This window comes from Pseudomonas sp. GCM10022186 (assembly GCF_042656385.1).
Classification (GTDB): Bacteria; Pseudomonadota; Gammaproteobacteria; order Pseudomonadales; family Pseudomonadaceae; genus Metapseudomonas.
Genome location: NZ_JBHSOU010000052.1, coordinates 88,255 through 114,558, shown reverse-complemented (window position 1 = coordinate 114,558; position 26,304 = coordinate 88,255). Strand labels below are relative to the sequence as shown.

Below are 26,304 nucleotides of genomic sequence, written 5' to 3'. Positions count from 1 at the left end.
GCTTCCCCTGCCGTCGCTGGATGGAACCGCATGCGCCTGCTGCTCCTCGTCTTCTGCCTGCTTTGCCAGGGCGTCGCCGCCGCAGAAGACGTGCGCCTGACCAATGGCGAGTGGGCGCCCTACCTCGGCGCCAGGCTTCCCCACCAGGGCGTGGCCTCGCGCATAGTCGCGGAAGCCTTTGCCCTGGAAGGCGTCCAGGTGCGCTGGGAATTCTATCCCTGGGCCCGCGCGCTGCACCTCGCCGAACAGGGTGAGCGCGCCGGTACCGCCGTCTGGCTGCGCAGCCCGGAGCGGGAGCGGCGCTTCTACATCAGCGACCCGGTGGTGGAAAGCACCTACTACTTCTTCCACCGCAAGGACCGCCCGCTGGATTGGCGGCAGGTCTCCGACCTTGCCGGGCTGCGCCTGGGCGGCGCGCTGGGCTACGACTACGGTGCGGCCTTCCAGCAGGCGGAACTCGAACGACGCATCCAGGTCCAGCGGCTGAGCGGCGAGGAACAGGGGCTGCGCATGGTCCTTGCCGGCCGGCTGGACGCCTTCCCGATGGACAAGGTGGTCGCCTTCGCCCTGCTCAACGACCAGTTCAGTTCCGCCGAACGCGCCCGGATGAGTTTCCACCCCCAGCCCCTGCGCAGCGACAGCCTGCACCTGATGCTTTCCCGCGAGGTGCCGGGCAACGCCGAGCTGATGACGCGTTTCAACAAGGGCCTCGCCCAGCTACGGGAAAGCGGCAGGATGGCGCAGTACCTGATGGAAGTGCAGCAACCCCTCAGTCTGGCGCCGTAGGGTGGATCACGCTTTACCGATCAACCGGCGATTCTGAACCGGGCTCCTGGCGCCGTAGTTGCCCCCTGTAGGGGCGATTTCAATCGCCAAGCGGACCGCAGGTTCGCCCTTCAGAGTGCGGAGGAGGCAGCTGCGCTGCCCTTGGCGAATGAATTCGCCCCCACAAAGACCCCATCCACGCAGCACACCTCAGGCCGGCGGAAAGCTCACCCGCACCTTCAGGCCTCCCGCATCGCCGTCATGCAGGCTGATCTGCGCCTGGTGGGCGCTGCAGATTTCGCCGACTATCGCCAGCCCCAGCCCCGCCCCGCGGCCCTGCACGCTGCGCCGGTAGAAGCGCTGGAACACCTTCTCGCGCTCCTCGGGCGGGATGCCGCTGCCGTCGTCCTCCACTTCCAGCACCGCCGGCGAGCTCACCCGCAGCACCACGTTGCCGCCCTTGGGCGTGTGGGCCAGGGCGTTGTCCACCAGGTTGCAGAGCAGTTCGTTGAGCAGCGTCGGTTCGCCCATGACCCAGGCCTGGTCCTCGGCCTCGAGGGCCAGGGCGACACCACGAGCGTGGGCCAGGGGCGCCAGGGCCATGCCCAGTTCGCGAGCCAGCTGGCCCAGCTCGATGCGTTCGGCGCCGCCCTCGGCGATGGCCCGCGCGCCACTCTCGATGCGCGCCAGGGACAGCAGCTGGTTGGCCAGGTGGGTCAGGCGATCGGTGTTCTGCGCCGCTTCCTCCAGGGTGGCGCGCCACACGGCCGGGTCCTGCTCGCGCAGGCCAAGGTCGACCCGGGCCTTGAGGGCCGCCAGGGGCGTGCGCAACTCATGGGAGGCATCGGCGATGAAGTCCGCCTGGCGCTGGAACAGCCCGCGCAGGCGCTCGGTGAACTGGTTCAGGGCATCCACCAGCGGTCGCAATTCACGCTGCACGGCGACTTCCGGCAGGGGCCGCAGATCGTCGGCCTGGCGCTCTTCCACCGCCAGGCGCAGCTTGTTCAGCGGACGCAGGGCGGCGCTCACCGCCAACCAGACCAGCACCAGAGCCGCCACCACCAGCAACGCCAGGCGCCACAGGCTATCCACCAGCAGACCGCGGGCCAGGCGTTCGCGGGCGCTCTCGGTCTCGGCCACGCGAATCTCGGCAATGCCGTTCAACCGCGGCTCGCTCACCGGCTGCAACAGGCTGACCACCCGCACGCCCACACCCTGGTATTCGCCATCATAGAAGCGCGCCAGTGCCGGGTAGTCGTCGGTGCGTCTGGTGCCCGGCGGCGGTGGCGGCAGGTTGTCGTAGCCCGAGACCAGTTTTCCGTCCGGGTCCAGTACCTGGTAGAAAATCCGGCCGGCACTGTCGTAGGCGAAGATGTCCAGCGCCACATAGGGCACGTCGGCGTTCAGGCGGCCGTCGGCCTCGTAGAGGCCGTCGGCGATGGCTCGGGCCGAGGCCAGCAGGGTGCGGTCATAGGCGGTATCGGCGGCACCGCGGGCGTTCCAGTAGGAACTCAGGCTGGCGATCAGCAGCAGCGCGCCGAGCATCAGCGCCAGGCGGCGCAACAGCCGCCCGCGCAGGCTGCCGGCTTCACGCATCCGGGCTCTCCAGCAGGTAGCCCAGGCCACGGAAGGTGACGATGCGCACCGCACTGCCCTCCAGCTTCTTGCGCAGGCGGTGGATGTAGATCTCGATGGCATCAGGGCTGGCCTCCTCGTCCAGGCCGAATACCTGGGAGGCCAGCTGTTCCTTGCTCATCACCCTGCCCGGCCGGGCGATCAATGCCTCCAGCACCGATTGCTCGCGGGAGGTCAGGCTGAGGATTTCGTCGTCGAGGCTGAAACGCCGGGTGCCCAGGTCGTAGACCAGCGCCCCGCAGCGCTGCTGCTGTTCGCCACCGAGCACGCTGCGGCGTAGCAGCGCCTTGACCCTGGCCTCCAGCTCGGACAGTTCGAAGGGCTTGGCCAGGTAATCGTCCGCCCCCAGGTTGAGGCCATGGACCCTGTCCTTCACTTCGCCACGGGCGGTCAGCATCAGCACCGGCAGGGTCTTGCCGCGCCCGCGCAGGCGCGCCAGCACCTCGAACCCGTCCATGCGCGGCAGCCCCACATCCAGCACCGCCAGGGCGTAGTCCTCGGTGGACAGGGCCAGGTCGGCAGCCACGCCATCATGCAGTACGTCCACCGTCCAGCCCGCGCCCTTGAGCACCTGGGCAACGCTTTCGGCCAGCTGGGGATGGTCTTCGACCAGCAGGATTCGCACGAGAGAGTCTCCGAAATGGCAGCTATCGACCAGCAGTTTAACGGGCAGCCGGACCCTGTGAATGCCGAGGCGACTTTCTTTCACGCTGAAAGCCTGGCGAAAGTTTCGCTGCATAGCATCAGGGCAGGGTGGCAAGGACCACCCGTAAAAAGCCGGCCCGTGGTTGCGCCGGCAGACAAGAACAACAAATGGAGACCACTCGATGCTCACTGCCGCACGGCGGGCACTGCCGCCTGTTCGCATCCTCAGCCTCGCCATCGCCAGCTGCACCCTGGCCCCCATGGCCCAGGCCGAATTCTTCAAGGACAGCTCGGCCACCCTCGAAGCACGCAACATCTACCTGAACCGCGACTTCCGCGACGGCAGCGGCCAGTCCAAGCGGGAAGAATGGGCGCAAGGCTTCATCCTCAACCTCGAATCCGGCTACACCGAAGGCACCGTCGGTTTCGGCCTCGACGCCCTGGGCATGCTCGGCATCAAGCTGGACTCAAGCCCGGGCCGCAGCGGCACCGACCTGCTGCCGGTGCAGGACGACGGCGGCACCCCGGACGAATACAGCAAGCTGGGCCTGACCGCCAAGGTCCGCGCCTCGAAGAGCGAACTGCGCCTGGGCACCCATATTCCCGAGCTCCCGGTGGTGAAAGCCAGTGACAGCCGCATCCTGCCCCAGGTGTTCGAGGGCGGCCTGCTCACCTCGAAGGAAGTCCGCAACCTGACCTTCACCGGCGGGCGCCTGTCGGAGGTCAAGGACCGCGCCTCCACCGACTCCGAAGATCTCGCCATCAGCAACAAGAACAAGCGCTTCGCCGCAGCCGCCACCGGCGATCACTATGACCTCGCGGGTGCGGACTATGCGTTCAGCGAGCACTACACCGGCCGCTACTACTTCGCCGAACTGGACGAGGTCTACCGCCAGCACTTCTTCGGCCTGCTGGCCAGCCAGCCGCTGGGGGCCGGCACCCTGAGCGCCGACCTGCGCTATGCCGTCAGCGACGACAGCGGCCGTGCCGAAGCCGGCAGGGTGGACAACCGCGCCCTCAACGGCATGCTCAGCTACGGCCAGGGCAGTCACAAGCTCGGCCTCGGCTACCAGCGCATGAGCGGCGACACCGGCTACGCCTACATCGATGGCAGCGACCCCTTCCTGGTCAACTTCGTGCAGATCAACGACTTCGCCAACGCCGACCAGCACTCCTGGCAGGCCCGCTACGACCTGGACTTCGCCGCCATGGGCGTGCCCGGCCTGAGCTTCATGACCCGCTACATCACCAGCGACAACGCCGAGGTGGCCGGCAGCAGCGAAGAAGGCCGCGAGTGGGAACGCGATGTCGAGTTCAAGTACGTGGTGCCCAGCGGCAGCCTGAAGAACCTCACCTTCCGCGCCCGCCACGCCGGATTCCGCTCCAACTTCGCCCGCGACGCGGATGAACTGCGCCTGATCGTCAGTTACGCACTGCCGATCTGGTAACGCCTGAACCACAATAAGACTCCACAGGAGAAAACCGATGAAAACCGCCCTCTCCCGCATCGCCCTGATCACCTCGGGCCTGCTGCTGTCGACCCAATTGCTGGCCGAGCCCAAGCGCCCCGAGTGCATCGCCCCGGCCAAGCCCGGCGGCGGCTTCGACCTGACCTGCAAGCTGGCCCAGAGCGGCCTGAAGGACGGCGGCCTGCTCAAGGCGCCGATGCGCGTCACCTACATGCCGGGCGGCGTGGGCGCGGTGGCCTACAACGCCGTAGTGGCCCAGCGGCCGAAGGATGCCGGCACCATCACCGCCTTCTCCTCCGGCTCCCTGCTCAACCTGGCCCAGGGCAAGTTCGGCCGCTATGACGAGAACGCGGTGCGCTGGCTGGCCGGTATCGGCACCGACTACGGCGCCATCTCGGTGCGCGCCGACTCCCCCTACAAGACCCTGGCCGACCTGGTCGAAGCGGTGAAGAAGGACCCGGCCAGCATTGTCTTCGGCGCCGGCGCCACCATCGGCGGCCAGGACTGGATGCAGACCGCGCTGATCGCCCGCGCCGCCGACATCGACCCGCAGAAGCTGCGCTACGTGGCCTTCGAGGGCGGCGGCGAAACCCTCACCGCCATGCTCGGCGGTCACGTCCAGGTCACCAGCAGCGGCCTGGGCGAAGTCACCCCGCAACTGGCCGCCGGCAAGATCCGCATCCTCGCGGTGCTCTCCGACCAGCGCCTGCCGGGCAAGCTGGCCGACATCCCCACTGCCAAGGAGCAGGGTTTCGACATCACCTGGCCGGTGATCCGCGGCTTCTACATGGGCCCGGAAGTCAGCGACGAGGACTTCAACTGGTGGAAGCAGCAGTTCGACACCCTGCTGGCCAGCGAGGATTTCGCCAAGCTGCGCGAACAGCGCGACCTGTTCCCCTTGAGCCTCACCGGCGACCAGCTCAAGGCCTACGTCTTCGACCAGGTGAAGCAGTACAAGCAGCTCGCCGGCGAGTTCGGCCTGGCGCAGTAACCCCCCAATCACGGCCCCCTCTCCCCCGGGAGAGGGGTGGCTTCCGCATTCCTAGGTAAACCGCCATGTACGTACGAATCTTCGCTGCGGTCTGGCTGCTCGTCTGTGCCCTGCTCGCCGTGGTCGCCTGGGGGTTCCAGGCGCCCTTCAGCTACGACCCCGTGGGCCCGCGCGCCTATCCCCTGCTGCTGCTGTTCCTGATGGCCGTGGCCGCCCTCTGGCTGATCTACAAGCCGGGCGACGCCGAGGACCTGCCGATCTCCTGGTCCCTGGCGCGCAAGGTCGCGATTTTCATCATCGCCATGTTCGCCTATGCCCTGCTCTTCGAGCCGCTGGGCTTCATCCTCAGCACCGCCCTGGCGGGCTTCGGCCTGGGCATCCTGTTCAAAGGCCGCGTGCTGCCGAGCCTGGCCAGCGGCGTACTGATGGGTGCCCTGCTCTACGGCCTGTTCGACTACCTGCTGGACGTTCCGCTGCCCATGGGCCTGCTGGCCTTCCTGGAGAACTGAGATGGAAACCCTGAACTTCCTGGCCCAGGGCTTCGACGTCGCCCTGCGCCCGATCAACCTCCTGGTGGCGCTGTTCGGCGCCTTCATCGGCACCGTGGTCGGCCTGCTGCCGGGCCTGGGACCGATCAACGGCGTGGCCATCCTGCTGCCACTGGCATTCGCCCTCGGCCTGCCACCGGAAACCGCACTGATCCTGCTGGCCGCCGTGTACCTGGGCTGCGAGTACGGCGGGCGAATCTCGGCCATCCTGCTCAACGTGCCGGGCGATGCCGCCGCCATCATGACCACCCTCGACGGCTACCCGCTGGCACGCCAGGGCAAGGCCGGAATCGCCCTGTCGCTGTCGGCCATGAGCTCCTTCATCGGCAGCACCATCGCCACCATCGGCGTAGTGCTCTTCGCGCCGATCCTGGCCAACTGGGCGGTGGCCTTCGGCCCGGCGGAATACTTCATGCTGATGGTCTTCGCCATCGCCTGCCTGGGCGGCATGGTCGGCGACAAGCCGGTCAAGACCCTGCTCTCGGCACTGATCGGCCTGGGCCTGGCCACGGTGGGCGTGGACGCCACCACCGGCGTCTACCGTTTCACCTTCGACAGCGTCGGCCTGTCCGACGGCATACAGTTCGTGATCGTGGTCATCGGCCTGTTCAGCGTCAGCGAGATGCTGCTGATGCTCGAGCACACCACTACCGGCCAGCAGGCGGTGAAGACCGGCGGGCGCATGCTGTTCAATCTCAAGGAGTTCGCCTTCACCTGGTGGAGCAGCGTGCGCAGCTCCCTGGCCGGTTTCGTCATCGGCGTGCTGCCCGGCGCCGGCGCCACCATCGCCAGCGCCATCACCTACATGAGCGAGAAGCGCATGGCCGGCAGCTCCGGCCGCTTCGGCGACGGCGACCTGCGCGGTGTGGCAGCCCCCGAGGCGGCCAACAACGCCTCGGCCTGCGGTTCGCTGATCCCCATGCTGACCCTGGGCGTACCCGGCTCGGGCACCACGGCGGTGATGATCGGCGCCCTGACCCTCTACAACATCACCCCCGGCCCGCTGCTGTTCGAACAGCAGCCGGATGTGGTCTGGGGCCTGATCGCCTCGCTGTTCATCGGCAACGTGATCCTGCTGGTGATGAACATCCCGCTGGTGGGCCTGTTCGCGCGCATGCTCAGCGTGCCGACCTGGATCCTGGTGCCGGCCATTACGGTGGTCAGCGTGGTGGGGGTGTATGCCGTGCACAGCACCACCTTCGACCTGGTTTTGATGGCCGCCCTCGGCGTGTTCGGTTACCTGCTGCGCAAGATGGACTTCCCGCTGTCGTCGCTGATCCTCGGTTTCGTCCTGGGTGAGCTGATGGAGTCCAACCTGCGCCGCGCCCTCTCCATCACCAACGGCGATCTCGCCATCCTCTGGAGCAGCCCGATCACCATCGCCCTCTGGGTGCTCACCGTGCTGATGCTGGCCCTGCCGGGCCTTCGCTGGATGCGCGCACGTCGGGCCAAGGCGAAGCTGGTAGCCCATGCCTAAGTGGTGGCTGACGCCCCTTGCGGGCGCCGCCGGCGGCTGGCTGGCCAGCCTGGTGGGCTGGCCGCTGCCCTGGATGGTCGGTTCCTTGCTGGCGGTCATTGCCGTGCGCTGCATCGGCAACCGCCCCCTGGCGGAAGTGCCGGGCGGGCGCAAATGCGGCCAGTGGATAGTGGGTGTGGGCATCGGCCTGCACTTCACCCCGGCGGTGATCGAGCAGGTGCTGGCCAACAGCGCCATCATCCTGGTCGGTGCCCTGGCCACCACCCTGTCCAGCGTCATCGGCATCGGCCTGATGCTGCGCAGCGGCGAGGATCGCGCCACGGCCTTCTTCGCCAGCATGCCGGGCGGTGCCAGCGAGATGGTCAACCTCGGCCAGCGCAACGGCGCGGTACTCAGCCGCGTCGCCGCCGGCCAGAGCCTGCGCCTGCTGCTGGTGGTGCTCAGCGTGCCGGCGCTGTTCCAGCTGTTCGTCGGCGTCCCCGCGGTGCAGCACCAGTCGGCGCATGTGGACTGGGGTTGGCTGGCCCTGCTGCTGGCCGGCGGCGCTCTGCTGGCGAGCCTCATGCAGCGCTTCCACCAGCCCAATCCCTGGCTGATCGGCCCGCTGCTGGTGAGCGCGGCCATGAGCATCGGTTTCGATCTGCAACTGGGCCTGCCCCAAGGCGCCAGCCAGCTCGGCCAGTGGCTGATCGGCAGCGCCCTGGGTTGCCACTTCGACCGCGCCTTCTTTCGCCACGCCCCCTCCTTCATCGCCCGCACGTTGCTGGCCACCTCGCTGGGCATGGCCTTCGCCGCCGTGGCGGCCGAACTGCTCGGCTGGCTGGACGGACTCGACCACCGTTCGCTGATGCTCGGCATGATGCCCGGGGGCATCGCCGAGCTCTGCCTCACTGCCGAGGCCCTGCAGTTGTCGGTGCCCCTGGTCACCGCGCTGCAGGTGTTGCGACTGCTCCTGGTGCTGTTCCTCGCCGAACCGGTGTTCCGCCGCTGGCAGAAGCAAGAGACCCACGCTTAGCCCGCCTCGTGCGGGCTCTTTTTTCTGCAACATCCGGTTGCGCACGCGGGTCCACTGAAAACGAGACCGCCTATGCTCTCCTCTGTTCGCTGTTTGCCAAGGCTGAACCATGTCCGGACGCATCGCCCCACTCCGTTACCTGCTGCTCGCGATCGCCGGCCTGCTGCTGGCCGCCTGCAGCCGCCTCGACCTGGTCTATAGCAACCTGGACCTGGTGATCCCCTGGTGGATCAGCAACTATGTCAGCCTCGACGACACGCAGAAGCGCTGGCTCGAACCGCGCCTCGAGAAACACCTCGCCTGGCACTGCAGTACCCAGTTGCCCGGTTACGTCGCCTGGCTGGAACAACTCGATCAGCTCAGCCAGCAGCCGAAGCTGACAGCGACGGACCTGCAGGGCCAGTTCAGCCAGGTGCGCGACGCCATGCAGGACATCGCGGTGGAGATCACGCCCACGGTGCTGGGCCTGGCCGCAAGCCTGAGCCCCCGGCAGATGGGTGAGCTCTACGTGGCCATGGACGAGCGCAACGCCGAGTTACATTCCGAACACGTCGCCCTGTCGGTGAAGGATCAGATCACGGCACGAGCCCGGCGCATGCGCGAGCGGGTTGAGGAATGGCTGGGACCGCTGCGGCCGAGCCAGCAGGCGCGCATCGACACCTGGGCGAGATCCCAGGGCGACTACAACAGGCATTGGGCAGAGAACCGGGACAACTGGCAGAAGGAACTGCGCAACACACTCTATGGCCGCCATTCGCCGGATTTCCGGCAGCGCCTGACGTCATTGCTGCAACAGCCCGAGACCCATTGGACGCCAGCCTATCGCAAGGCCTTTCCCGCCGCGGAACAAGCCATGGCCCAGTTGCTGGCCGACCTGTTCAACAGCGCCGACCAACGCCAGCGCAGCGCACTGCGCGAGCGTATCGAGGATATCGCAGAGGACCTGAAGGGGCTGGAGTGCTACCCGGGATAGGCACCGGGGCGCTCAAATCTCGGGCAGGCGCCAATCGATGGGCTGCAACCCATGCTGGACGAGGAACTTGTTGCAGCGGCTGAAATGGCCATTGCCGAGGAATCCCCGATAGGCCGAGAGCGGCGACGGATGCGCCGATTTCAGGATCAGGTGCTTGGTGGGGTCGATCAGCCGTTCCTTGCCCTGGGCGTGGGAGCCCCAGAGCAGGAACACCAGGCGCGGGCGTTTCTCGCTGACGACCTGGATCACCCGATCGGTGAAATGCTGCCAGCCGGCAGCCGCGTGGGAGCCGGCACGCGCCTGCTCGACCGTGAGGGAGGTGTTGAGCAGCAGCACACCCTGCTCCGCCCAGGACTGCAGATAGCCGTGGGACGGGATCTCGATGTTCAGGTCGCGCTTGAGTTCCTTGTAGATGTTCTGCAAGGACGGTGGCGCCGGCACGCCCGGCTGCACGGAGAAGCACAAACCGTGGGCCTGGCCCGGACCATGGTAGGGGTCCTGGCCGATGATGACGACTTTCACCTGCTCCAGCGGCGTCGAATTCAGCGCATTGAAGATCAGTGGTCCCGGCGGGAAGATCACCTTGCCGGCAGCCTTCTCCTGGCGCAGGAAATCCCCCAGGGCCTTCATGTAGGGCTTGTCGAACTCGTCCCGCAGGGCTTCTTTCCAGCTCTCCTCGAGCTTGATCCGGTCTTCGCTTTCAGTCATTGCTCATTCTGTTCCATGGCGGTGGCCGGGGCGCTTCCCGCCCGATGGTCGGGCACCCTAAGAAATGCCCACTACCCTTGTCAATCAAGGACACCTGGAACACGCCCGCATGGACAATCGCCACGACGCCGTGAAACTTGCGCTCTACGAGCGCTTCCTCAAGGACCCCGGCGCCCTGCCAGCTATGCCGGATACCTCCCTGCACCTGCGCCGGCTGCTGACGACCGACGAGCCTTCCCCGGAGAAGATCAGCGCCCTGCTGGCTGGAGCCCCTGCCCTGGCCGAACGCCTGATGCACTTCGCCGCCCTGCCCTTGCTCGGCCATATCCAGTCGGGCGCCAGGCTGCTGGATGTGGTGCGGCAGCTGGACGGCCGGCGCCTGGCCAACCTGGTGCTGGCCTTCGAACTGCGGCAACTGTTCGACGGTAGCGAACCCAGCCTGCAGAAGGTCTTCAACAAGCGCTGGAGCCTCGGTCTGCAACGGGCAGCCTTCAGCGCCGGCCTGGCCCAGCACCTGCCCCATCTGGAAGTGGAGGATGCGCTGCTGGCGGGCCTGCTGCAGGACGTCGGCAGCCTGCCGCTGCTGCAGGAGTTGCACCAATGGCCCCAGGTGTCGCGCCTGGAGGTCGACCTGCAGCGCCTCTGCGAGCAGCTTTCCGCCGAGCTGGGCGTGCTGCTGCTGAGCGCCTGGAAACTGCCCGTGGCCCTGCAGGACTGCGCACGCTTGCGCCGCGACTGGTGCCGCCAGCACAAGGGCCCGGTGGACCTGGCGGATGTGGTGCAGGTAGCCGGCCAGCTGCTGGACGAACCCCGCAACGACGAGCGCCTGGCCAGGCTGCCCGCTTACCAGCGCATGGAACTGCCGGCGCCGCAGGCGCTGCGCGCGGAACTGGCGGAGGTGGTGGCGCTGTGGTTGAAGCTGCTGGGTGGCAGGCCCATCGAAGCGGATTGACCTGTAGGAGCGAATTCATTCGCGAAAGACCGCGCAGCGGTCCCGTAGGTTGGTGCTGAGGAACGAAGCCCAACACCCGAGTCCGACCGTGGACGTTGGGCTTCGCGGAGCTCAGCCACAACCTACAGTCAGTAGCCCAATGAAATCCGGGGAAATCCCACCGCCACTCCCGGATTTCATCCGTACGACTCTGTAGGGGCGAATTCATTCGCCAAGGGCGGCGTAGCTGCCCCCTGCAAGCCGCAAGGGCGAACCTGCGGTCCGCTTGGCGATTGGAATCGCCCCTACAAGAGCCATGCGGCTCAGCCCTGGTGCAGCGCCCGGTAGTGACTGGGCGCCATGCCCACCACCTTGCGGAACAGCCGCGAAAAGTAATAGACGTCCTCGTAGCCCAGCTGTTCGGCGATCTGCCGCACCCCCTGGTCGCCTTCATCCAGCAGCCGGCAGGCGTGGGCCATCTTCAGCTGGATGAAATCCTGGATCGGCGCGTGGCCGGTGAGGGCGCGGTAGGTCTTGGCGAAGTGGAAGCGCGATAGCTTGAACTGCGCCGCCAACTGGTCGAGGTTGAGACTGTCGTGCAGGTGGGCACGCATCACCGACTGCACCGCATCCACGTCCAGCACCCGCCCGGACTTGAGGAACCCGCGCACCGGCAGTACCGCCAATGAGGTCAGCAGGGTCTGCAGCTGGTGGGCGGCATGGATGAAGTGCGGCAGGTTGAGGCCCTGCTTGCGCAGCCCGAGCAGGGCGTCCAGGTCCGCCAGCAGACGGGGTTGCACACCGATGCGACGTAACGCGGCCGGCCCCAATGGGCGCAGGTATTCCTCCACCTGCTCGCCCTCGAAGTGCACCCAATAGATGCTCCAGGGCCGCTGGGCATCGGCGCCATAGGCGTGCAAGCGTCCCTTGGGCAGCAGCAGCAGGTCACCGCCGCCCACCTCGAATCGTCCATCCCCGTACTCCAGCCAGCCCTGCCCCGAGCGGCAGTAGATCAGCAGGTTGTCGTCGGGCTCGTGGCGCTGCATGCGGTGGCCCTCGGCCTCCGGATAATAGCCCAGGGCCAGCGGATAACAGGCCGAAGTCAGCGGATGGCGGGCCAGCAGACGGCGCAGCCTGGGCGGCGTGGTGAAGCGCACGCCATTGGCCGGCAAGGGCCAGTTGGAGGTTTCCACGGAACGGCTCATATGGGCTCTTGTGGGGGCCTGCAATCCCAAGATCGTCCATCCCTTGACCAAGATCGTCAATCCACAAGTGGATCGGCGGCCGCTATAAGAACAAGAAACAACAAGGTCCCGTCTCACGGGTGGAGGACCAGATGGCCAAGGCAATCCCGCTTCTCATCGATGGCGAATGGCGCGAAAGCCGCGCCCGCGAGCTGATCGAAGTCACTGACCCGGCGACCCAGGAGGTACTGGCCCTGGCGCCCAAGGCCACGGCCGAAGAGATCGAGGCCGCCGTCGCCAGCGCCAAGGAAGCCTTCCAGACCTGGCGGGAAGTGCCGGTTCCCGAACGCGCCCGCTTGATGCTGCGCTACCAGCAGTTGCTCAAGGAGCACCATGACGAACTGGCCGAGCTCCTGGCCAGCGAGACCGGCAAGACCTTCGCCGATGCCAAGGGCGACGTCTGGCGCGGCATTGAAGTGGCCGAGCACGCTGCCAACGTGGCCAGCCTGATGATGGGCGAGACGGTGGAAAACGTCGCCCGTGAAATCGATACCGCCAGCTGGGTGCAGCCGCTGGGCGTGTGCGTCGGCATCACCCCCTTCAACTTCCCGGCGATGATCCCGCTGTGGATGTTTCCCCTGGCCGTCGCCTGTGGCAACACCTTCGTCCTCAAGCCCTCCGAGCAGGACCCGCTGACCCCCAACCGCCTGGCCGAACTCTTCATCGAAGCCGGCGCGCCCAAGGGCGTGCTGCAGGTCATCCACGGCGGCCGTGAACAGGTGGACGCCCTGCTCACCCACCCCGACGTGCGCGCGATTTCCTTCGTCGGCTCGGTGCCGGTGGGCCAGCACATCTACCGCACCGGCACTGCGCACCTGAAACGGGTGCAGGCCTTCGCCGGGGCCAAGAACCACATGGTGGTGCTGCCCGACGCCCACAAGGACCAGGTGCTGAGCAACCTGGTGGGGGCCAGTTGCGGTGCCGCCGGCCAGCGTTGCATGGCCATCAGCGTGGCGATCTTCGTCGGCGAGGCGCGCCAGTGGATTCCCGAACTGGCCGCGCAGATGGCCGAGCTGCGTCCGGGACACTGGAAGGATGCACATTCGGCCTTCGGCCCCCTGATCAGCCAGCAGGCGCGGCAACGCGTGCTGCGGCTGATCGCCGAAGGCAAGGCGGAAGGCGCCGAGTGCCTGCTGGACGGTTCCCAGTGCCAGGTGCCGGGCTACCCGAACGGAAACTGGCTGGGCCCCACCCTGTTCCGTGGCGTGACGCCCAGGATGGGCCTGTACCGCGAGGAAATCTTCGGCCCGGTGCTGGTGTGCATGGAGGTGGACAGCCTGGAAGAAGCCATCGCCCTGGTCAACGCCAACCCCTACGGCAACGGTACCAGCCTGTTCACCCGTTCCGGCGGCGCCGCGCGGCACTTCCAGCACGCCGTCGAGGTGGGCCAGGTGGGGATCAACGTGCCGATCCCGGTGCCCCTGCCCTTCTTCTCCTTCACCGGCTGGAAGGGCTCCTTCTATGGCGACCTGCATGCCTATGGCAAGCAGGCGGTGCGTTTCTACACCGAGACCAAGACGGTCACCACCCGCTGGTTCGACGACACACCGGTCACCGGCCCGAACATGACCATCCACTTGAAGTAGGGTCACGATGAAAATCGTAGGAGCGAGCTCTGCTCGCGAAAGACTCCGGAGCAAGGTTCGCGAGCAGAGCTCGCTCCTACAGTTCCGAATACGGGTCGAGCTCCGACCTTAAGAAACCGAGGCAAACATATGGATTTCGACCTCACCGAAGAGCAACGCCTGCTGGTGGACAGCGCCCGCGCGTTCGCCAGCCACGAGCTGGCGCCCTTCGCCGCGGACTGGGACCGCGGCCACCACTTCCCGCTGGAGGTGATCCGCCGTGCTGCCGAACAGGGCTACCTCGGCCTCTACATCGCGGACGAAGACGGCGGCCTGGGCCTGTCCCGCCTGTCGGCGGTACTGATCTTCGAACAGCTGGCCGCCGGCTGCGTGGCCACCACCGCCTACCTGACCATCCACAACATGGCTGCCTGGATGCTCGCCTCCTTCGGCGATGCCGAACTCAAGGCGCGCTGGCTGTCCGGACTGATCGGCGGCGAACTGCTCGCCTCCTACTGCCTGACCGAACCCGACGCCGGCTCCGACGCCGCCCACCTGCGCACCCGCGCCCGCCGCGACGGCGACCACTATGTGCTCGATGGCAGCAAATGCTTCATTTCCGGCGCTGGCAGCACCCAGGTGCTGATCGTCATGGCACGCACCGGGGAAGACGGCGCCAAGGGCATTTCCTGTTTCCTGGTGCCCGCCGATGCCGAGGGAATCCGCTACGGGCGCAACGAAGACAAGATGGGCTGGCGCGCCCAGCCCACCCGCACCATCACCTTCGAGAGCGTGCGCATCCCGGTCGGCAACCGCATCGGCCCGGAGGGCCAGGGCTTCGTCTATGCCATGAAGGGCCTGGACGGCGGCCGCCTGAACATCGCCAGCTGCTCCCTCGGCGCCGCCCAGGCGGCCCTTGAGCAGAGCCTGCGCTATGTGGAGGAGCGCAAGCAGTTCGGCAAGCCCCTGGCCGACTTCCAGGCCCTGCAGTTCAAGCTCGCCGACATGCTCACGGCACTCACCGCCAGCCGGCAGATGGTGCGCCTGGCGGCCCACCGCCTGGACCAGCGCCATGCCGAGGCCAGCCTCTACTGCGCCATGGCCAAGCGCTTCGCCACCGACCAGTGCTTCGAGCTCTGCAATGAAGCCCTGCAACTGCACGGCGGCTACGGCTACCTGAACGACTATCCTCTGGAACGCTGGGTGCGGGATACCCGGGTGCACCAGATACTCGAAGGCACCAATGAAATCATGCGCGTCATCGTGGCGCGTCGTTTACTGGAACAGGGCGGAGCCCTCGACCGCCTGTTGTAAGGAGATGCAAATGACCACTGCCGTTGAACCCTACCAGCCGGGAATCTTCGACCTGACCCACAAGCTGACGGTGGAGAAGCATGGCCACACGGCGCTCATCACCATCAACCACCCGCCGGCCAACACCTGGGACCGCGAGTCGCTGATCGGCCTCAAGCAGTTGATCGAGCACCTCAACCACGATGACGACATCTACGCCCTGGTGGTGACCGGCCAGGGACCGAAGTTCTTCAGCGCCGGCGCCGACCTCAACCTGTTCGCCGACGGCGACAAGGCCCGCGCCCGCGAGATGGCCCGGCGCTTCGGCGAAGCCTTCGAGGCCCTGCGGGACTTCCGTGGCGTGTCCATCGCCGCGATCAACGGCTACGCCATGGGCGGTGGCCTGGAATGCGCCCTGGCCTGCGACATCCGCATCGCCGAGCGCCAGGCGCAGATGGCCCTGCCGGAAGCCGCCGTCGGGCTGCTGCCCTGCGCCGGCGGCACCCAGGCGCTGCCCTGGTTGGTGGGCGAAGGCTGGGCCAAGCGGATGATCCTCTGCGGCGAGCGCGTGGACGCCGAGGCCGCCCTGCGCATCGGCCTGGTGGAACAGGTGGTGGACAGCGGCGAAGCCCGCGGCACCGCCCTGCTGCTGGCGGCCAAGGTGGCACGGCAGAGCCCGGTGGCGGTGCGCACCATCAAGCCGCTGATCCAGGGCGCGCGGGAGCGCGGGCCGAACGGCTGGTTGCCCGAGGAGCGCGAGCGCTTCGTCGACCTGTTCGACGCCGAAGACACCCGCGAAGGCGTCAACGCCTTCCTGGAAAAGCGCGACCCGCACTGGCGCAACAAATAACCCAGAGCCGAACGAGAACGACCATGAATGTGAGTTTCGAAGAACGCAGCGGCCTGCACGGTGCCCGCATCGGCATCGCCAGCCTGGATGCCGAGGCCAGCCTCAATGCGCTGTCCCTGCCGATGATCGAGGCCCTGGACGCGAAGCTGCGCGCCTGGGCCAAGGATCCGGAGATCGTCTGCGTGCTGCTGCGCGGCAATGGACCCAAGGCCTTCTGCGCCGGCGGCGATGTGCGCAGGCTGGTGGACGCCTGCCGTGAACATCCCGGTGTGGTTCCGCCCCTGGCCGGCCGCTTCTTCGCGGATGAATACCGCCTCGACCACCGCATCCATACCTATCCCAAGCCGCTGATCTGCTGGGCCCACGGTCATGTGCTGGGCGGCGGCATGGGCCTGATGCAGGGCGCCTCGATCCGCATCGTCACCCCATCGAGCCGCCTGGGGATGCCGGAAATCAGCATCGGCCTCTATCCCGACGTCGGCGGCAGCTGGTTCCTCGCGCGCCTGCCGGGCAAGCTCGGCCTGTTCCTCGGCCTGGGTGCGAGCACCATCAACGCCCATGACGCCCTGGACCTCGGCCTGGCCGACCGCTTCCTCCTGGAAGAGCATCAGGATGCCCTGGTTGCCGGCCTGGTCCAGCTCAACTGGCAGGACAAGCCCGAAGCCCAGCTCAACAGTCTGCTCAAGGCGCTGGAACACGAAGCCCGTGGCCAGCTGCCGGAAGCCCAGTGGCTGCCCCGGCGCAAGCGCATCGACGAGCTGCTCGACGTGGCCGACCTGCCCGCCGCCTGGAAGGCCATGACCGCCTTGCAGCACGACAGCGACGTTCCCCTGGCCCGCGCCGCCAAGACCCTGGCCGCCGGCTGCCCGCTCACCGCCCACCTGGTCTGGGAGCAGATCCGCCGGGCCCGGCACCTGTCGCTCGCCGAAGTGTTCCGCATGGAATACGCCATGAGCCTGAATTGCTGCCGCCACCCGGAATTCCCCGAAGGCGTGCGCGCCCGGCTGATCGACAAGGACAACGCTCCGCGCTGGCACTGGCCGGACGTGGCGGCCATCCCCCGGGCGGTGATCGAGGCCCATTTCGAGCCGGTGTGGGAAGGCCGGCACCCGCTGGACGATCTCTGACAGAACGCCCGCTGCCGTGCAGCCCGGGCCAAGGAGAATCACGATGAGCAAGATCGCCTTTATCGGACTCGGCCACATGGGCCTGCCCATGGCCCGCAACCTGCTCAAGGCCGGCCACGAGCTCAAGGTCTACGACCTGGTGCAGGCCGCCGTCGACGAGTTGGCGGCCGAGGGGGCCAAGCCGGCCCGGGATGCGCGGGATGCGGTCAGCGGCGTACAGGTGGTGATCACCATGCTGCCCGCGAGCAGGCATGTGGAGGGCCTGCTGCTGGGCGATGGCGGGCTGCTGGGGTCCATCGCTCCCGGCAGCCTGGTGCTGGAGTGCTCCACCATCGCCCCCGAGTCCGCGCGCAAGGTACACGCGGCGGCCAAGGCACTCGGCATCGAGCTGCTGGACGCGCCGGTGTCCGGCGGCACCGCCGGCGCGGCGGCTGGCACCCTGACCTTCATGGTGGGTGGCGATGCGGCCGCCCTGGAAAAGGCACGGCCGATCTTCGAGGCCATGGGCAAGAACATTTTCCACGCCGGCCTCGATGGCGCCGGGCAGGTGGCGAAGGTCTGCAACAACCAGTTGCTGGCGGTGCAGATGATCGGCACCGCCGAGTCCATGGCCCTCGGCGTGGCCAACGGCCTGGACCCGGCCATCCTCGCCGAGATCATGCGCCAGAGCTCGGGCGGCAACTGGGTGCTGGAACGCTACAACCCCTGGCCGGGGGTGATGCCCAATGCACCGGCGAGCAAGGAGTACGAAGGCGGTTTCATGGCCGAGCTGATGGCCAAGGATCTGGGGCTGGCCCAGGAAACCGCGCAGAACAGCCTCTCCAGCACGCCCATGGGCGCCCTGGCGCTGCAGATCTACCGCCTGCTGCTCAAGCAGGGCAAGGGCAAGAAGGACTTCTCGGTGGTGCAGAAGCTGTTCACGGAGTGACGTCTAGTGCCCTCTCCGGGATTCCAGGATCAGCGTTCCCGCAGCGCCTCCGCCCTGGCGCGGATGATGGGCTTGAGCAGGTAGCTCAGGATGCTCTTCTTGCCGGTCATGATGTCCACCGAGGCGACCATGCCGGGGATGATCAGCAGCGGGTCCTGGTCCGTGCCCAGGTGGCTCTTCTGCGTGCGCAGCTTGATCAGGTAGAAGCTGTTGCCTTCGTCATCCGTGATGGTGTCGGCGCCGATCTGCTCCAGGTCGGCGTTCAACCCGCCATAGATGGTGTAGTCATAGGCGGTGAACTTGACCATGGCCCTCTGCCCCGGATGCAGGAAGGCGATGTCCTGCGGCCTGATCCGCGCTTCCACCAGCAAGGTATCGTCCAGCGGCACTATCTCCACCAGGTCGCTGCCTGGCTGGATCACACCGCCGATGGTATTGACCAGCAACTGCTTGACGATGCCGCGTACCGGCGAGGTGACCAGGGTGCGCTTGACCCGGTCTTCCAGGGCCTTGCCGGTGGCATTGGCCTTGTTCAGCTCGGTGCGCGCCTCGTTCAACTGGGCCAGGGCCTCGCTGCGGAAGCGTGAACGGGTCTCGGCGATCTTGCGCTCGGCTTCCTTGATCGCCGATTCGGCGCGGGGAATGGCCAGGCTGGTCGCTTCGAGCTCACCGCGGTTCTCCACCTCGGCACGGCGCAGGCGCAGGACTTCCACCTTGGAGATGGCGCCCTGGGCCACCAGCGGTTCGGAGATGGCGATCTCCTGGCGCAGCAGCTGCAGGCTGTTGCGATATTGCCCCTGCTTGGAGATGAACTCCTGCAGTTCCTGGCGGCGCTGCACCAGTTGTTCCTCGAGCCCGGCCACTTCTTCCTGCAACTGCTGCTGGCGGCTGCGGTAGAGGGCGTCCTCGCTGTTGGCCTGTTCCGGAGCGAGCTTGCGCAGCTCCTCGGATATCTGCAGGGGACGATCGTCCACCTCGGCGCCCAGGCGTTCGACCCGCAGCTGCATGGCGGTGCGATCGGCCTCGGTTTCACCGACGTTGGACTCGAAGCGGGTCGGGTCCAGGCGCAGCAGCGGGTCACCGATCTCCACCACCTGGCCCTCGTGGACGAACAGCTCGGAAACGATGCCGCCCTCCAGGTTCTGCACCTTCTGCAGCTTGGACGAGGGAATCGCCTTGCCCTCGCCGCGGGTGACCTCGTCCACCTGGGCGAAGTGCGCCCAGAGCAGCATGAACAGGGTGAAGCCGATAAGGCTCCAGATCGTCAGGCGCACCACTCGCGGCGCATCTTCCACCAAGGCCTTGTTGACTTCCGGCAAGGGCTGGTCGGACAGCGACTCGCCGCCCTTGAAATACTGGCGCAGGACGCCGAATCCCTTATGCGACACTGATCTGCCCCTTCTTCAGCGCTTCCATGACCGACTCCTTCGGACCGTCGGCGATGACCCGGCCACGGTCGATGATCAGCAAGCGGTCCACCAGCGAGAGCATGGAGGCACGGTGGGTGACCAGCAGCAGCGTCTTGTTGGCGATCACCGCGGCCAGGCGCTCCTTGAGGCGCTCCTCACCGGGGTTGTCCATGGAACTGGTGGGTTCGTCGAGCAGCAGGATCGGCGGATCGAGAAGCAGCGAGCGGGCCAGGGCGACGTTCTGCCGCTGGCCGCCGGACAGGTTCTGGCCGCGCTCGCCCACCTGCAGCTCGTAACCCTGCGGGTGCAACCGGGCGAACTCGTGCACCCCGGACAGTTCGGCGGCCTGGAGCACCAGTTCATCCTCGACGTAGCGGGCGCCGGACATCAGGTTGTCGCGCAGGGTGCCGCTGAACAATTGAATGTCCTGGGGCACGTAACCGATGTTGTGCCGCAGTTCGCTGACATCCAGCTGGCGGATATCGGTGCCGTCGACCAGCAGGCTGCCGGAGTCGGCCCGGTAGAGTCCGACGATTAGCTTCGCCAGGGAGCTCTTGCCCGAGCCGCTGCGGCCGATGATGCCGATCTTCTCCCCCGGGCGGATGATCAGATTCACCTCGCTCAGCGCCGGATTCTGCTGGTGCGGATAGGTGAAGCTGACCTGGCGCAGCTCGAGACTGCCCTGCAGCCTGGACCGCACCAACGGCTGCTCGCCCTCCTGGCGCTCCTGCGGCAGGCCCATCATCTGATCCACCGAGTGCATGGTCAGCCGCGCCTGCTGGTAGCGGGTGAACAGGCCGGAGAGCTGGGTCAGCGGGCCGAGAGCGCGTCCGTTGAGCATGTAACAGGCGATGAGCCCGCCCATGCTGAGGTCGCCGGCCATGATCAGGTAGACGCCGGCGACTATCATCACCACGCCGGCCAACTGCTGGATCAGCAGCGTGAGGTTCATCGCCAGGCTGGAGAGCATCTTCACCCGCAGCTCCAGGCGGCCGAGGGTGCCTATGGTCTGCTCCCAGAGGTACTGGCGATCGCTCTCGGCGTTATTGACCTTGACCGCGTCCAGCCCGGCGAGCGTCTCGATCAGGCTCGACTGGCGCTCGGCGGCCAGCGCCATGGTGCGGTCCATGGTCGCCACCAGGGGTTTCTGCAGCACCCAGCTGATGCCCATGGCCAGGGGAAAGGCCAGCAGCGGCACCCAGACCAGGTGTCCGCCAAGCAGGCCGATCACCAGGAGGATCAGCAGGGTGAAGGGCAGGTCGATCACGCCGGTGAGGGTCAGCGAGGCGAGGAAATCCCGCAGCGTCTGGAACTCGTGGATGTTCTGGGCGAAGCTGCCGACCCGCATGGGCCGGTACTTCATCGCCATGCCGACAATGCGCTCGAACAGGGTGGCGGAGATGATCAGGTCGGTCTTCTTGCCGGCCAGGTCCAGGCACAGGCCGCGCATGGTCTTGAGCAGCAGGTCGAAAATGTAGGCGCCGGAAATGCCGATGGCCAGCACCCAGAGGGTCGCGGCGGCCTGGTTGGGCACCACGCGGTCGTAGACGTTCATCACGAACAGCGGCGCAGCGAGGCCGATCAGGTTGATCAGCAGGCTGGCCGCCACGGCGTCGATGTAGAGCCAGCGGGAGCGCTTGAGGGTGTCGCGGAACCAGGACCGGGTGCGCGGGATCAGGCTGCCCTGGTTGAGATCGTACTTGTGCTGGGGTTGGGCGAAGAACACCTGGCCGCTGTAGTCCTCCTGCAACAACTCGCGGGAGACCTTCACTTCGCCGCCATCGCTTTCACTGAGCAGCAGGCGCGCGCTGCCGTCGTCGCTCCAGCCGAGCATCACCGCGCAGCGGCCTTCCTTCAACAGCAGCAGGGCCGGCATGGCGATCTTCGGGATCTGCTCCAGGCGACGCTGCAACAGGCGGCCCTGCAGGCCGGCACGGGCGGCAGCCCGGGGCAGCAATTCGACGGTCAGGCGCTGTTTGGGCAGAGGCAGGCCGCTGGTGAGCATGGCCCGGTTGGCGGGCTTGCGGTGCAGGACGCAGAGGGCCAGCAACGAGTCCAGCAAGGGATCGTCATGCTGCCCACGGGGATCGCTATTGAGATGGACTCGACTGACTTCTGGATCCACGCCTGGGCTCTCCGCTCGGAATGCTATGGGAGACAGGACCTGGGCCGGACCGTGACGGCGCAGGAGGGAGGGGACGACCCCGCTGCACCGCACAGGTCCGAATCAGGCTCCTAGTTCAGACCTGGAAGGGTTGCCTGCGGCTTCAGTTCGGTCTGCACGACCGATGCCATAGGTGCCACCACTCCCTGGCTCTTCAGCAACTCGCCCATGGTCGCCTTGACGCGGTACTGAGTGAACAGCTCGGTGTAACGAAGATCCACCAGGCGGCGCGACGCGGTGAAAAGCTCGTTCTCGCTGTCCAGCAGGTCAAGCAGCGTGCGCTCGCCAATGCTGAACTGTTGCTGGTAGGACTCGCGCACGCGGGTGCTGTAGTCGACGTACTGCTGGGCGATCGGCAGCTGTTCGCGGGCATTGCCCAGGGCGTTCCAGGATAGGCCGAGCTCTTCGTTCAGCACACGCAAGGCGTTGTTGCGAATGTCCAGCGCCTCGTTGATCTGGAAGGCCTTGGACTCCAGGTCGGCCTTGTTGCTGCCGCCGGCGAACAGGTTGTAACGCATGCGCAACATTGCCTGCCATTCGTTCACATGGCCGTTCTCCCCGTCCAGGTCATTGTCCGCTCCACGGGACAATTCAGCGTCGAAGCGCGGGTAGAAGAAGGACTTGGCGGCTTCGTACTGCTTCTCGGCCGCGGCCACATCGGACTCGGCCGAACGCAGGATCGGGCTGTTGGCCAGGAGGGTCTGGCGGGCGTCCTCGAGAGACGCCGGCAACTGCCCCGGCAGGCCGGCCGGCTCGCTCAGGTCGGCAGGCTCGATGCCCACCACGCTGTAGAAGTTCGTACGCGCGTCACTGAGGTTGGTCTGCTCGGTAATCAGGTTGTTACGGGCCTGGGCCAGGCGCGCCTCGGCCTGGTCCTGGTCGGCCAGGCGCCCTACCCCGCGCTCGCTGCGCAGGCTGATCTGATCGAAGATGCGCTCATGGCTACGCAGGTTCTCCTGGGCCAGGCGCACCATGTCCTGGCGGCGCAGCACATCGAGATAGACCTCGGCCACATCCAGCGCAGTGCGCTCGGACGTACCCAGCAGGGCATAGGCGCGGGAGTTCACGGTGGCCTGCTGGCGGCCTACTTCGTTCCTGGTGGCGAAACCGTCGAACACCATCTGTTGCAAGCGCAGGCTGGACTCACCCCGGGTCATGGTCTTCCAGTGGTCGTTGCCGGTGGCCCGGGTGGTCACGTCATCAGTGCCCTCGCGGCCGTATCCGCCCAGCAGGTCCACGGAAGGCAGGTAGCCCCCCTTCGCAGCCTGCAATTGCTTGTCGGCCGACAGGCGGCTGTTCACTCCGGCCTGGACTTCCGGGTGGACATCCATGGCCCGCTGCATTGCCTCGGAAAGGCTCTGGGCGTGGACGGGAAGGCTTGCGACCAAAGCAAACGGAAGAAGGGTGGAGAATCGCAGACGCATATTCTGGGCTTCCTTTTCGTTGAATTCGAGGTCCGGGCAATTCAGCGGTTCTTGCTTCCCGTCAAGGTTCCTGTTTCGCGCACTGCATGACGCGAGACGAGGACATGAATATCAAAGTGACAGCATGCATTCGATTGTTTAGGATGAAAGCCAATTGGTCAATAGTTTGGCATATAGCTAATAGCCATTTGCAATAAGCCAAAATATTGGCGACGGCTTTATGCCATGCCTTAACTATAGAAGGGAATGTGAGTCCTGCGCCTGGTAGTCGTTATCCACGACCCCAGCGACGACAGCCAACTGAGAGTCAATTCAGGAGAGTTATCCATGAGCAGTGTGATTGCGATCGTCAAAAGCATTGTTGGTCAGGTCATGGCCATGTCGCCGGAAGGATTCCAGCGCCTGCTCGTGGAAGGCGACCGCCTATTCGAAGGCGACCAGCTGCAGACCGGCCTCGAAGGCATGGTGACCCTCGAACTGGCTGACGGCCGCACCCTTGACCTGGGCCACGGCACCCAATGGAGCGAAGCGGACGCCATTGCCGCCGTTGAACCCCGGGCCGTCGAAGCAGCGCCCCAGACACCAGCCGATGGCGTGGCGCAATTGCAGAAAGCGATCGAGGCCGGCATCGACCCGACCCGGGAACTCGAAGCCACCGCAGCCGGCGCGAGTGCTGGTGGCGCTGGTGGCGGTTCCGCCGGTGGTGGCCACAGCTTCGTGATGCTGGACACCACCGCCGCTCGCGTTGATGCCACCATCGGCTTCCTCACCGGCGCCGCCCCCGTAGCCGGCGAGCCACGGCCAGAGAAAGAATCGACGCCGCTGAATGAAGCGCCGCTGCCGCCAGTGCCCCTGCCGGAAAGCCCGCTGCCGGTAGAGCCCCTACCGGTACCGGATGGGCCGAACAGCGCCCCCCAAGGCCAGGACGCCAGCATTACCACCAACGAAGACACCCCGGTGCACGGGCAGTTGGGCGCGACCGACCCGGACGGCGACGCCCTTGCCTACAGCCTGGGCGATGGGCCGCGCAATGGATCGCTGCTGATCGATCCGGACGGCTCCTACACCTACACCCCGAACAAGGATTTCAACGGCGGCGACAGCTTCACCGCCATCGTCGACGACGGCAAGGGCGGCACCGCCACCATCACCATCACCATCGGCGTGAACCCGGTAAATGATGCTCCTGCCGCAGCTGACGACGGCCCGGCCGCCGTCACCGAGGACGCCTCGACGACCGGCAATGTCCTGGCCAACGACAGCGATGTCGACGGCGACAGCCTGACCGTTACCCAGTTCAGCATTGGCGGCAGCAACTACCAGGCCGGTCAGGTCGCCGTGATCGATGGCGTCGGATCGCTGGTGATCAATGGCGATGGCTCCTACACCTTCACCCCGGCACCGAACTACACCGGTCCGCTACCGATCGCCACATACACCGTCAGCGACGGCAGCCTGACCGACACCGCCGAGCTGAGCCTTGCCGATGTGTCGCCGGTCAATGATGCTCCTGAGACTCAAGCGACTTCGACCTCCGGCGCCGAGGATGCCGTCGGCATCCCGGTCGCCCTGAGCGGCAGCGACCTGGACGGCAGCATCGACCACTTCGTGATCAAGTCGCTGCCGGCCAACGGCACCCTGCTGCTCAATGGCGTGGCCCTGGCCGTCGGCGCCGAAGTGCCGGCCAGCAGCAATGCCGCAAGCGTCACCTTCGTGCCCAACGCCAACTGGAATGGCAGCACGGACTTCCAATACTCCGCCGTGGATAACCTCGGTCTGGAAGACAGCTCCCCGGCCACCGCGACCGTCACGGTCACCCCAGTCAACGATGCACCGGAGACTCATGCGACTTCCGCCTCCGGCAACGAGGACAATCCGATCAGTGTCAGCCTGAGAGGCTCGGATATCGACGGCAGCATCGACCACTTCGTCATCAAGTCCCTGCCCGCCGATGGCACCCTGCTGCTCAATGGCGTAGCCCTGGCGGTCGGTTCCCAGGTGCCCGCCAGCGCCAACGGCGCGACCGTGACCTTTGTGCCGGCTGCCAATTGGAATGGCTCGACCAACTTCGACTACGCCGCGGTGGATGGCCAAGGCCTGGAAGATGCCACCCCGGCTACTGCCACGATCAGCATTGCCGCGGTCAACGATGCACCCGAGACTGCTGCCACCTCCACCTCCGGCGCGGAGGATACCGTCGGTATTCCGGTGGCGTTGAGCGGCAGCGATCTCGACGGCTCGGTCGACCATTTCGTCATCAAGTTGCTGCCGGTCAATGGCACCCTGCTGCTCAACGGCGTGGCCCTGGCGGTCGGCGCCGAAGTGCCGGCCGCGGCCAACGGCGCCACTGTGACCTTCGTGCCGAATGCCAATTGGAATGGCTCCACCAGCTTCCAGTACGCCGCCGTGGATAACCTCGGCTTGGAAGACAGCTCTCCGGCTACCGCGACCGTCACGGTCACCCCGGTCAACGATGCGCCCGAGACTGCTACTACCGCCGCCTCCGGCGCGGAGGCTGCCGCCGGCATTCCGGTGGCGCTGAGCGGCAGCGACGTGGACGGCAGCATCGACCACTTCGTGATCCAGTCCCTGCCGGCCAATGGCACCTTGCTGCTCAACGGCGTAGCCCTGGCGATTGGCGCAGAGGTATCGGCTACCGCCAATGGCGCGACTCTCACCTTCGTGCCGAATGCCAATTGGAATGGCTCCACCAGCTTCCAGTACGCCGCGGTGGATGACTTGGGATTGGAAGACAGCTCCCCGGCCACCGCGACCGTCACAGTCACCCCGGTCAACGATGCGCCCGAGACTGCTACTACCGCCGCCTCCGGCGCGGAGGATGCCGCGGGTATTCCAGTGGCCCTCAGCGGCAGCGATCTCGACGGCTCGGTCGACCATTTCGTCATCAAGTCACTGCCGGCCAATGGCACCTTGCTGCTCAACGGCGTAGTCCTGGCGATTGGCGCAGAGGTACCGGCTACCGCCAATGGCGCCAGTGTCACCTTTGTGCCGAACGCCAATTGGAATGGCAGCACCGACTTCCAATACGCTGCCGTGGATAACCTCGGTCTGGAAGACAGCAGCGCAGCCACCGCCACTATCAATGTCGTGTCGGTCAACGATGCCCCTGAAACTCAAGCGAG

The 26,304-nt window shown here is 66.4% G+C and carries 21 protein-coding genes; 14 read left to right on the top strand and 7 right to left on the bottom strand.

Annotated elements, in window-relative coordinates:
* The first annotated feature begins 30 nt into the window (after window positions 1-30).
* Entirely contained in the window at window positions 31-786 is a 756-nt protein-coding gene (locus ACFPU0_RS17655) for a substrate-binding periplasmic protein (protein ID WP_377694556.1), read from the top strand.
* Window positions 787-975: 189 nt separating this feature from the next.
* On the opposite strand, the gene ACFPU0_RS17650 is transcribed toward ACFPU0_RS17655, so the two are convergent.
* The gene (locus ACFPU0_RS17650) at window positions 976-2,361 is read right to left on the bottom strand and encodes a sensor histidine kinase (RefSeq protein WP_377694555.1); all 1,386 of its coding nucleotides are present in this window, start codon (window positions 2,359-2,361) and stop codon (window positions 976-978) included.
* Window positions 2,354-3,025, bottom strand: coding sequence for a response regulator (locus ACFPU0_RS17645; RefSeq protein WP_377694554.1), 672 nt, complete (start codon window positions 3,023-3,025; stop codon window positions 2,354-2,356). Before ACFPU0_RS17645 ends, ACFPU0_RS17650 begins: the two co-directional genes overlap by 8 nt.
* A 202-nt stretch (window positions 3,026-3,227) precedes the next feature.
* On the opposite strand from ACFPU0_RS17645, the gene ACFPU0_RS17640 reads away from it, so the two are divergent.
* The 6 genes from ACFPU0_RS17640 (at window position 3,228) to ACFPU0_RS17615 (ending at window position 9,518) form a co-directional block, all read left to right on the top strand.
* The gene (locus ACFPU0_RS17640; protein WP_377694553.1) at window positions 3,228-4,493 is read left to right on the top strand and encodes an OprD family porin; all 1,266 of its coding nucleotides are present in this window, start codon (window positions 3,228-3,230) and stop codon (window positions 4,491-4,493) included.
* Between the two features lie 37 nt (window positions 4,494-4,530).
* Window positions 4,531-5,505, top strand: a complete 975-nt coding sequence (locus ACFPU0_RS17635) for a Bug family tripartite tricarboxylate transporter substrate binding protein (RefSeq protein ID WP_377694552.1) — start codon at window positions 4,531-4,533, stop codon at window positions 5,503-5,505.
* Window positions 5,506-5,570: 65 nt separating this feature from the next.
* Window positions 5,571-6,014, top strand: coding sequence for a tripartite tricarboxylate transporter TctB family protein (locus ACFPU0_RS17630; protein WP_377694550.1), 444 nt, complete (start codon window positions 5,571-5,573; stop codon window positions 6,012-6,014).
* A 1-nt stretch (window position 6,015) separates the two neighbouring features.
* Complete coding sequence (locus ACFPU0_RS17625; protein ID WP_377694548.1) at window positions 6,016-7,530, top strand: tripartite tricarboxylate transporter permease; 1,515 nt, start codon at window positions 6,016-6,018, stop codon at window positions 7,528-7,530.
* Window positions 7,523-8,545, top strand: coding sequence for an AbrB family transcriptional regulator (locus ACFPU0_RS17620; protein ID WP_377694546.1), 1,023 nt, complete (start codon window positions 7,523-7,525; stop codon window positions 8,543-8,545). The genes ACFPU0_RS17625 and ACFPU0_RS17620 overlap by 8 nt, the downstream gene beginning before the upstream one ends.
* Window positions 8,546-8,654: 109 nt before the next feature.
* Window positions 8,655-9,518, top strand: coding sequence for a DUF6279 family lipoprotein (locus tag ACFPU0_RS17615; protein WP_377694545.1), 864 nt, complete (start codon window positions 8,655-8,657; stop codon window positions 9,516-9,518).
* A gap of 12 nt (window positions 9,519-9,530) precedes the next feature.
* Here ACFPU0_RS17615 and ung read toward each other — a convergent pair whose 3' ends face one another.
* Window positions 9,531-10,226, bottom strand: a complete 696-nt coding sequence (ung, locus tag ACFPU0_RS17610; protein WP_377694544.1) for a uracil-DNA glycosylase — start codon at window positions 10,224-10,226, stop codon at window positions 9,531-9,533.
* Window positions 10,227-10,335: 109 nt separating this feature from the next.
* On the opposite strand from ung, the gene ACFPU0_RS17605 reads away from it, so the two are divergent.
* Entirely contained in the window at window positions 10,336-11,178 is an 843-nt protein-coding gene (locus ACFPU0_RS17605) for an HDOD domain-containing protein (RefSeq protein ID WP_377694543.1), read from the top strand.
* 302 nt (window positions 11,179-11,480) lie between these two features.
* On the opposite strand, the gene ACFPU0_RS17600 is transcribed toward ACFPU0_RS17605, so the two are convergent.
* Window positions 11,481-12,362, bottom strand: coding sequence for an AraC family transcriptional regulator (locus tag ACFPU0_RS17600; RefSeq protein ID WP_377694542.1), 882 nt, complete (start codon window positions 12,360-12,362; stop codon window positions 11,481-11,483).
* A 131-nt stretch (window positions 12,363-12,493) separates the two neighbouring features.
* Here ACFPU0_RS17600 and ACFPU0_RS17595 point away from each other — a divergent pair, with 131 nt between their 5' ends.
* From ACFPU0_RS17595 to mmsB, 5 genes are all read left to right on the top strand, one after another.
* A complete protein-coding gene (locus tag ACFPU0_RS17595; RefSeq protein ID WP_377694541.1) occupies window positions 12,494-13,987 on the top strand; it encodes a CoA-acylating methylmalonate-semialdehyde dehydrogenase in 1,494 nt (497 codons plus the stop codon).
* A gap of 129 nt (window positions 13,988-14,116) precedes the next feature.
* Window positions 14,117-15,280 (top strand): isobutyryl-CoA dehydrogenase, encoded by a 1,164-nt coding sequence (locus ACFPU0_RS17590; RefSeq protein ID WP_377694539.1) that lies wholly within the window; start codon window positions 14,117-14,119, stop codon window positions 15,278-15,280.
* Between the two features lie 10 nt (window positions 15,281-15,290).
* Entirely contained in the window at window positions 15,291-16,109 is an 819-nt protein-coding gene (locus tag ACFPU0_RS17585) for an enoyl-CoA hydratase (protein WP_377694538.1), read from the top strand.
* 23 nt (window positions 16,110-16,132) lie between these two features.
* Entirely contained in the window at window positions 16,133-17,236 is a 1,104-nt protein-coding gene (locus ACFPU0_RS17580) for an enoyl-CoA hydratase/isomerase family protein (protein ID WP_377694536.1), read from the top strand.
* Window positions 17,237-17,279: 43 nt separating this feature from the next.
* On the top strand, window positions 17,280-18,164 hold the full coding sequence (gene mmsB, locus ACFPU0_RS17575; protein WP_377694535.1) for a 3-hydroxyisobutyrate dehydrogenase: 885 nt from the start codon (window positions 17,280-17,282) through the stop codon (window positions 18,162-18,164).
* 29 nt (window positions 18,165-18,193) lie between these two features.
* On the opposite strand, the gene ACFPU0_RS17570 is transcribed toward mmsB, so the two are convergent.
* From ACFPU0_RS17570 to ACFPU0_RS17560, 3 genes are all read right to left on the bottom strand, one after another.
* Complete coding sequence (locus ACFPU0_RS17570) at window positions 18,194-19,552, bottom strand: HlyD family type I secretion periplasmic adaptor subunit (protein WP_377694534.1); 1,359 nt, start codon at window positions 19,550-19,552, stop codon at window positions 18,194-18,196.
* Window positions 19,542-21,698 carry a type I secretion system permease/ATPase gene (locus ACFPU0_RS17565; protein WP_377694533.1) on the bottom strand — a complete coding sequence of 719 codons (2,157 nt, stop codon included), beginning with the start codon at window positions 21,696-21,698 and terminating at the stop codon, window positions 19,542-19,544. Before ACFPU0_RS17565 ends, ACFPU0_RS17570 begins: the two co-directional genes overlap by 11 nt.
* Before the next feature lie 110 nt (window positions 21,699-21,808).
* Window positions 21,809-23,161, bottom strand: a complete 1,353-nt coding sequence (locus ACFPU0_RS17560; protein ID WP_377694532.1) for a TolC family outer membrane protein — start codon at window positions 23,159-23,161, stop codon at window positions 21,809-21,811.
* Between the two features lie 327 nt (window positions 23,162-23,488).
* Between ACFPU0_RS17560 and ACFPU0_RS17555 the strand changes: the two genes are divergently transcribed.
* The coding region (locus tag ACFPU0_RS17555; protein WP_377694531.1) for a retention module-containing protein at window positions 23,489-26,304 on the top strand (2,816 nt) is incomplete at its 3' end.

What these genes read in the sequence shown, in the direction of transcription:
- ung (WP_377694544.1), bottom strand. Translation starts at nt 10,226, where the DNA reads ATGACTGAAAGCGAAGACCGGATCAAGCTCGAGGAGAGCTGGAAAGAA.
- ACFPU0_RS17585 (WP_377694538.1), top strand. Translation starts at nt 15,291, where the DNA reads ATGACCACTGCCGTTGAACCCTACCAGCCGGGAATCTTCGACCTGACC.
- ACFPU0_RS17605 (WP_377694543.1), top strand. Translation starts at nt 10,336, where the DNA reads ATGGACAATCGCCACGACGCCGTGAAACTTGCGCTCTACGAGCGCTTC.
- ACFPU0_RS17620 (WP_377694546.1), top strand. Translation starts at nt 7,523, where the DNA reads ATGCCTAAGTGGTGGCTGACGCCCCTTGCGGGCGCCGCCGGCGGCTGG.
- ACFPU0_RS17640 (WP_377694553.1), top strand. Translation starts at nt 3,228, where the DNA reads ATGCTCACTGCCGCACGGCGGGCACTGCCGCCTGTTCGCATCCTCAGC.
- ACFPU0_RS17655 (WP_377694556.1), top strand. Translation starts at nt 31, where the DNA reads ATGCGCCTGCTGCTCCTCGTCTTCTGCCTGCTTTGCCAGGGCGTCGCC.
- ACFPU0_RS17630 (WP_377694550.1), top strand. Translation starts at nt 5,571, where the DNA reads ATGTACGTACGAATCTTCGCTGCGGTCTGGCTGCTCGTCTGTGCCCTG.
- ACFPU0_RS17580 (WP_377694536.1), top strand. Translation starts at nt 16,133, where the DNA reads ATGAATGTGAGTTTCGAAGAACGCAGCGGCCTGCACGGTGCCCGCATC.
- ACFPU0_RS17650 (WP_377694555.1), bottom strand. Translation starts at nt 2,361, where the DNA reads ATGCGTGAAGCCGGCAGCCTGCGCGGGCGGCTGTTGCGCCGCCTGGCG.
- ACFPU0_RS17595 (WP_377694541.1), top strand. Translation starts at nt 12,494, where the DNA reads ATGGCCAAGGCAATCCCGCTTCTCATCGATGGCGAATGGCGCGAAAGC.
- ACFPU0_RS17590 (WP_377694539.1), top strand. Translation starts at nt 14,117, where the DNA reads ATGGATTTCGACCTCACCGAAGAGCAACGCCTGCTGGTGGACAGCGCC.
- ACFPU0_RS17635 (WP_377694552.1), top strand. Translation starts at nt 4,531, where the DNA reads ATGAAAACCGCCCTCTCCCGCATCGCCCTGATCACCTCGGGCCTGCTG.
- ACFPU0_RS17600 (WP_377694542.1), bottom strand. Translation starts at nt 12,362, where the DNA reads ATGAGCCGTTCCGTGGAAACCTCCAACTGGCCCTTGCCGGCCAATGGC.
- mmsB (WP_377694535.1), top strand. Translation starts at nt 17,280, where the DNA reads ATGAGCAAGATCGCCTTTATCGGACTCGGCCACATGGGCCTGCCCATG.
- ACFPU0_RS17560 (WP_377694532.1), bottom strand. Translation starts at nt 23,161, where the DNA reads ATGCGTCTGCGATTCTCCACCCTTCTTCCGTTTGCTTTGGTCGCAAGC.
- ACFPU0_RS17625 (WP_377694548.1), top strand. Translation starts at nt 6,016, where the DNA reads ATGGAAACCCTGAACTTCCTGGCCCAGGGCTTCGACGTCGCCCTGCGC.
- ACFPU0_RS17615 (WP_377694545.1), top strand. Translation starts at nt 8,655, where the DNA reads ATGTCCGGACGCATCGCCCCACTCCGTTACCTGCTGCTCGCGATCGCC.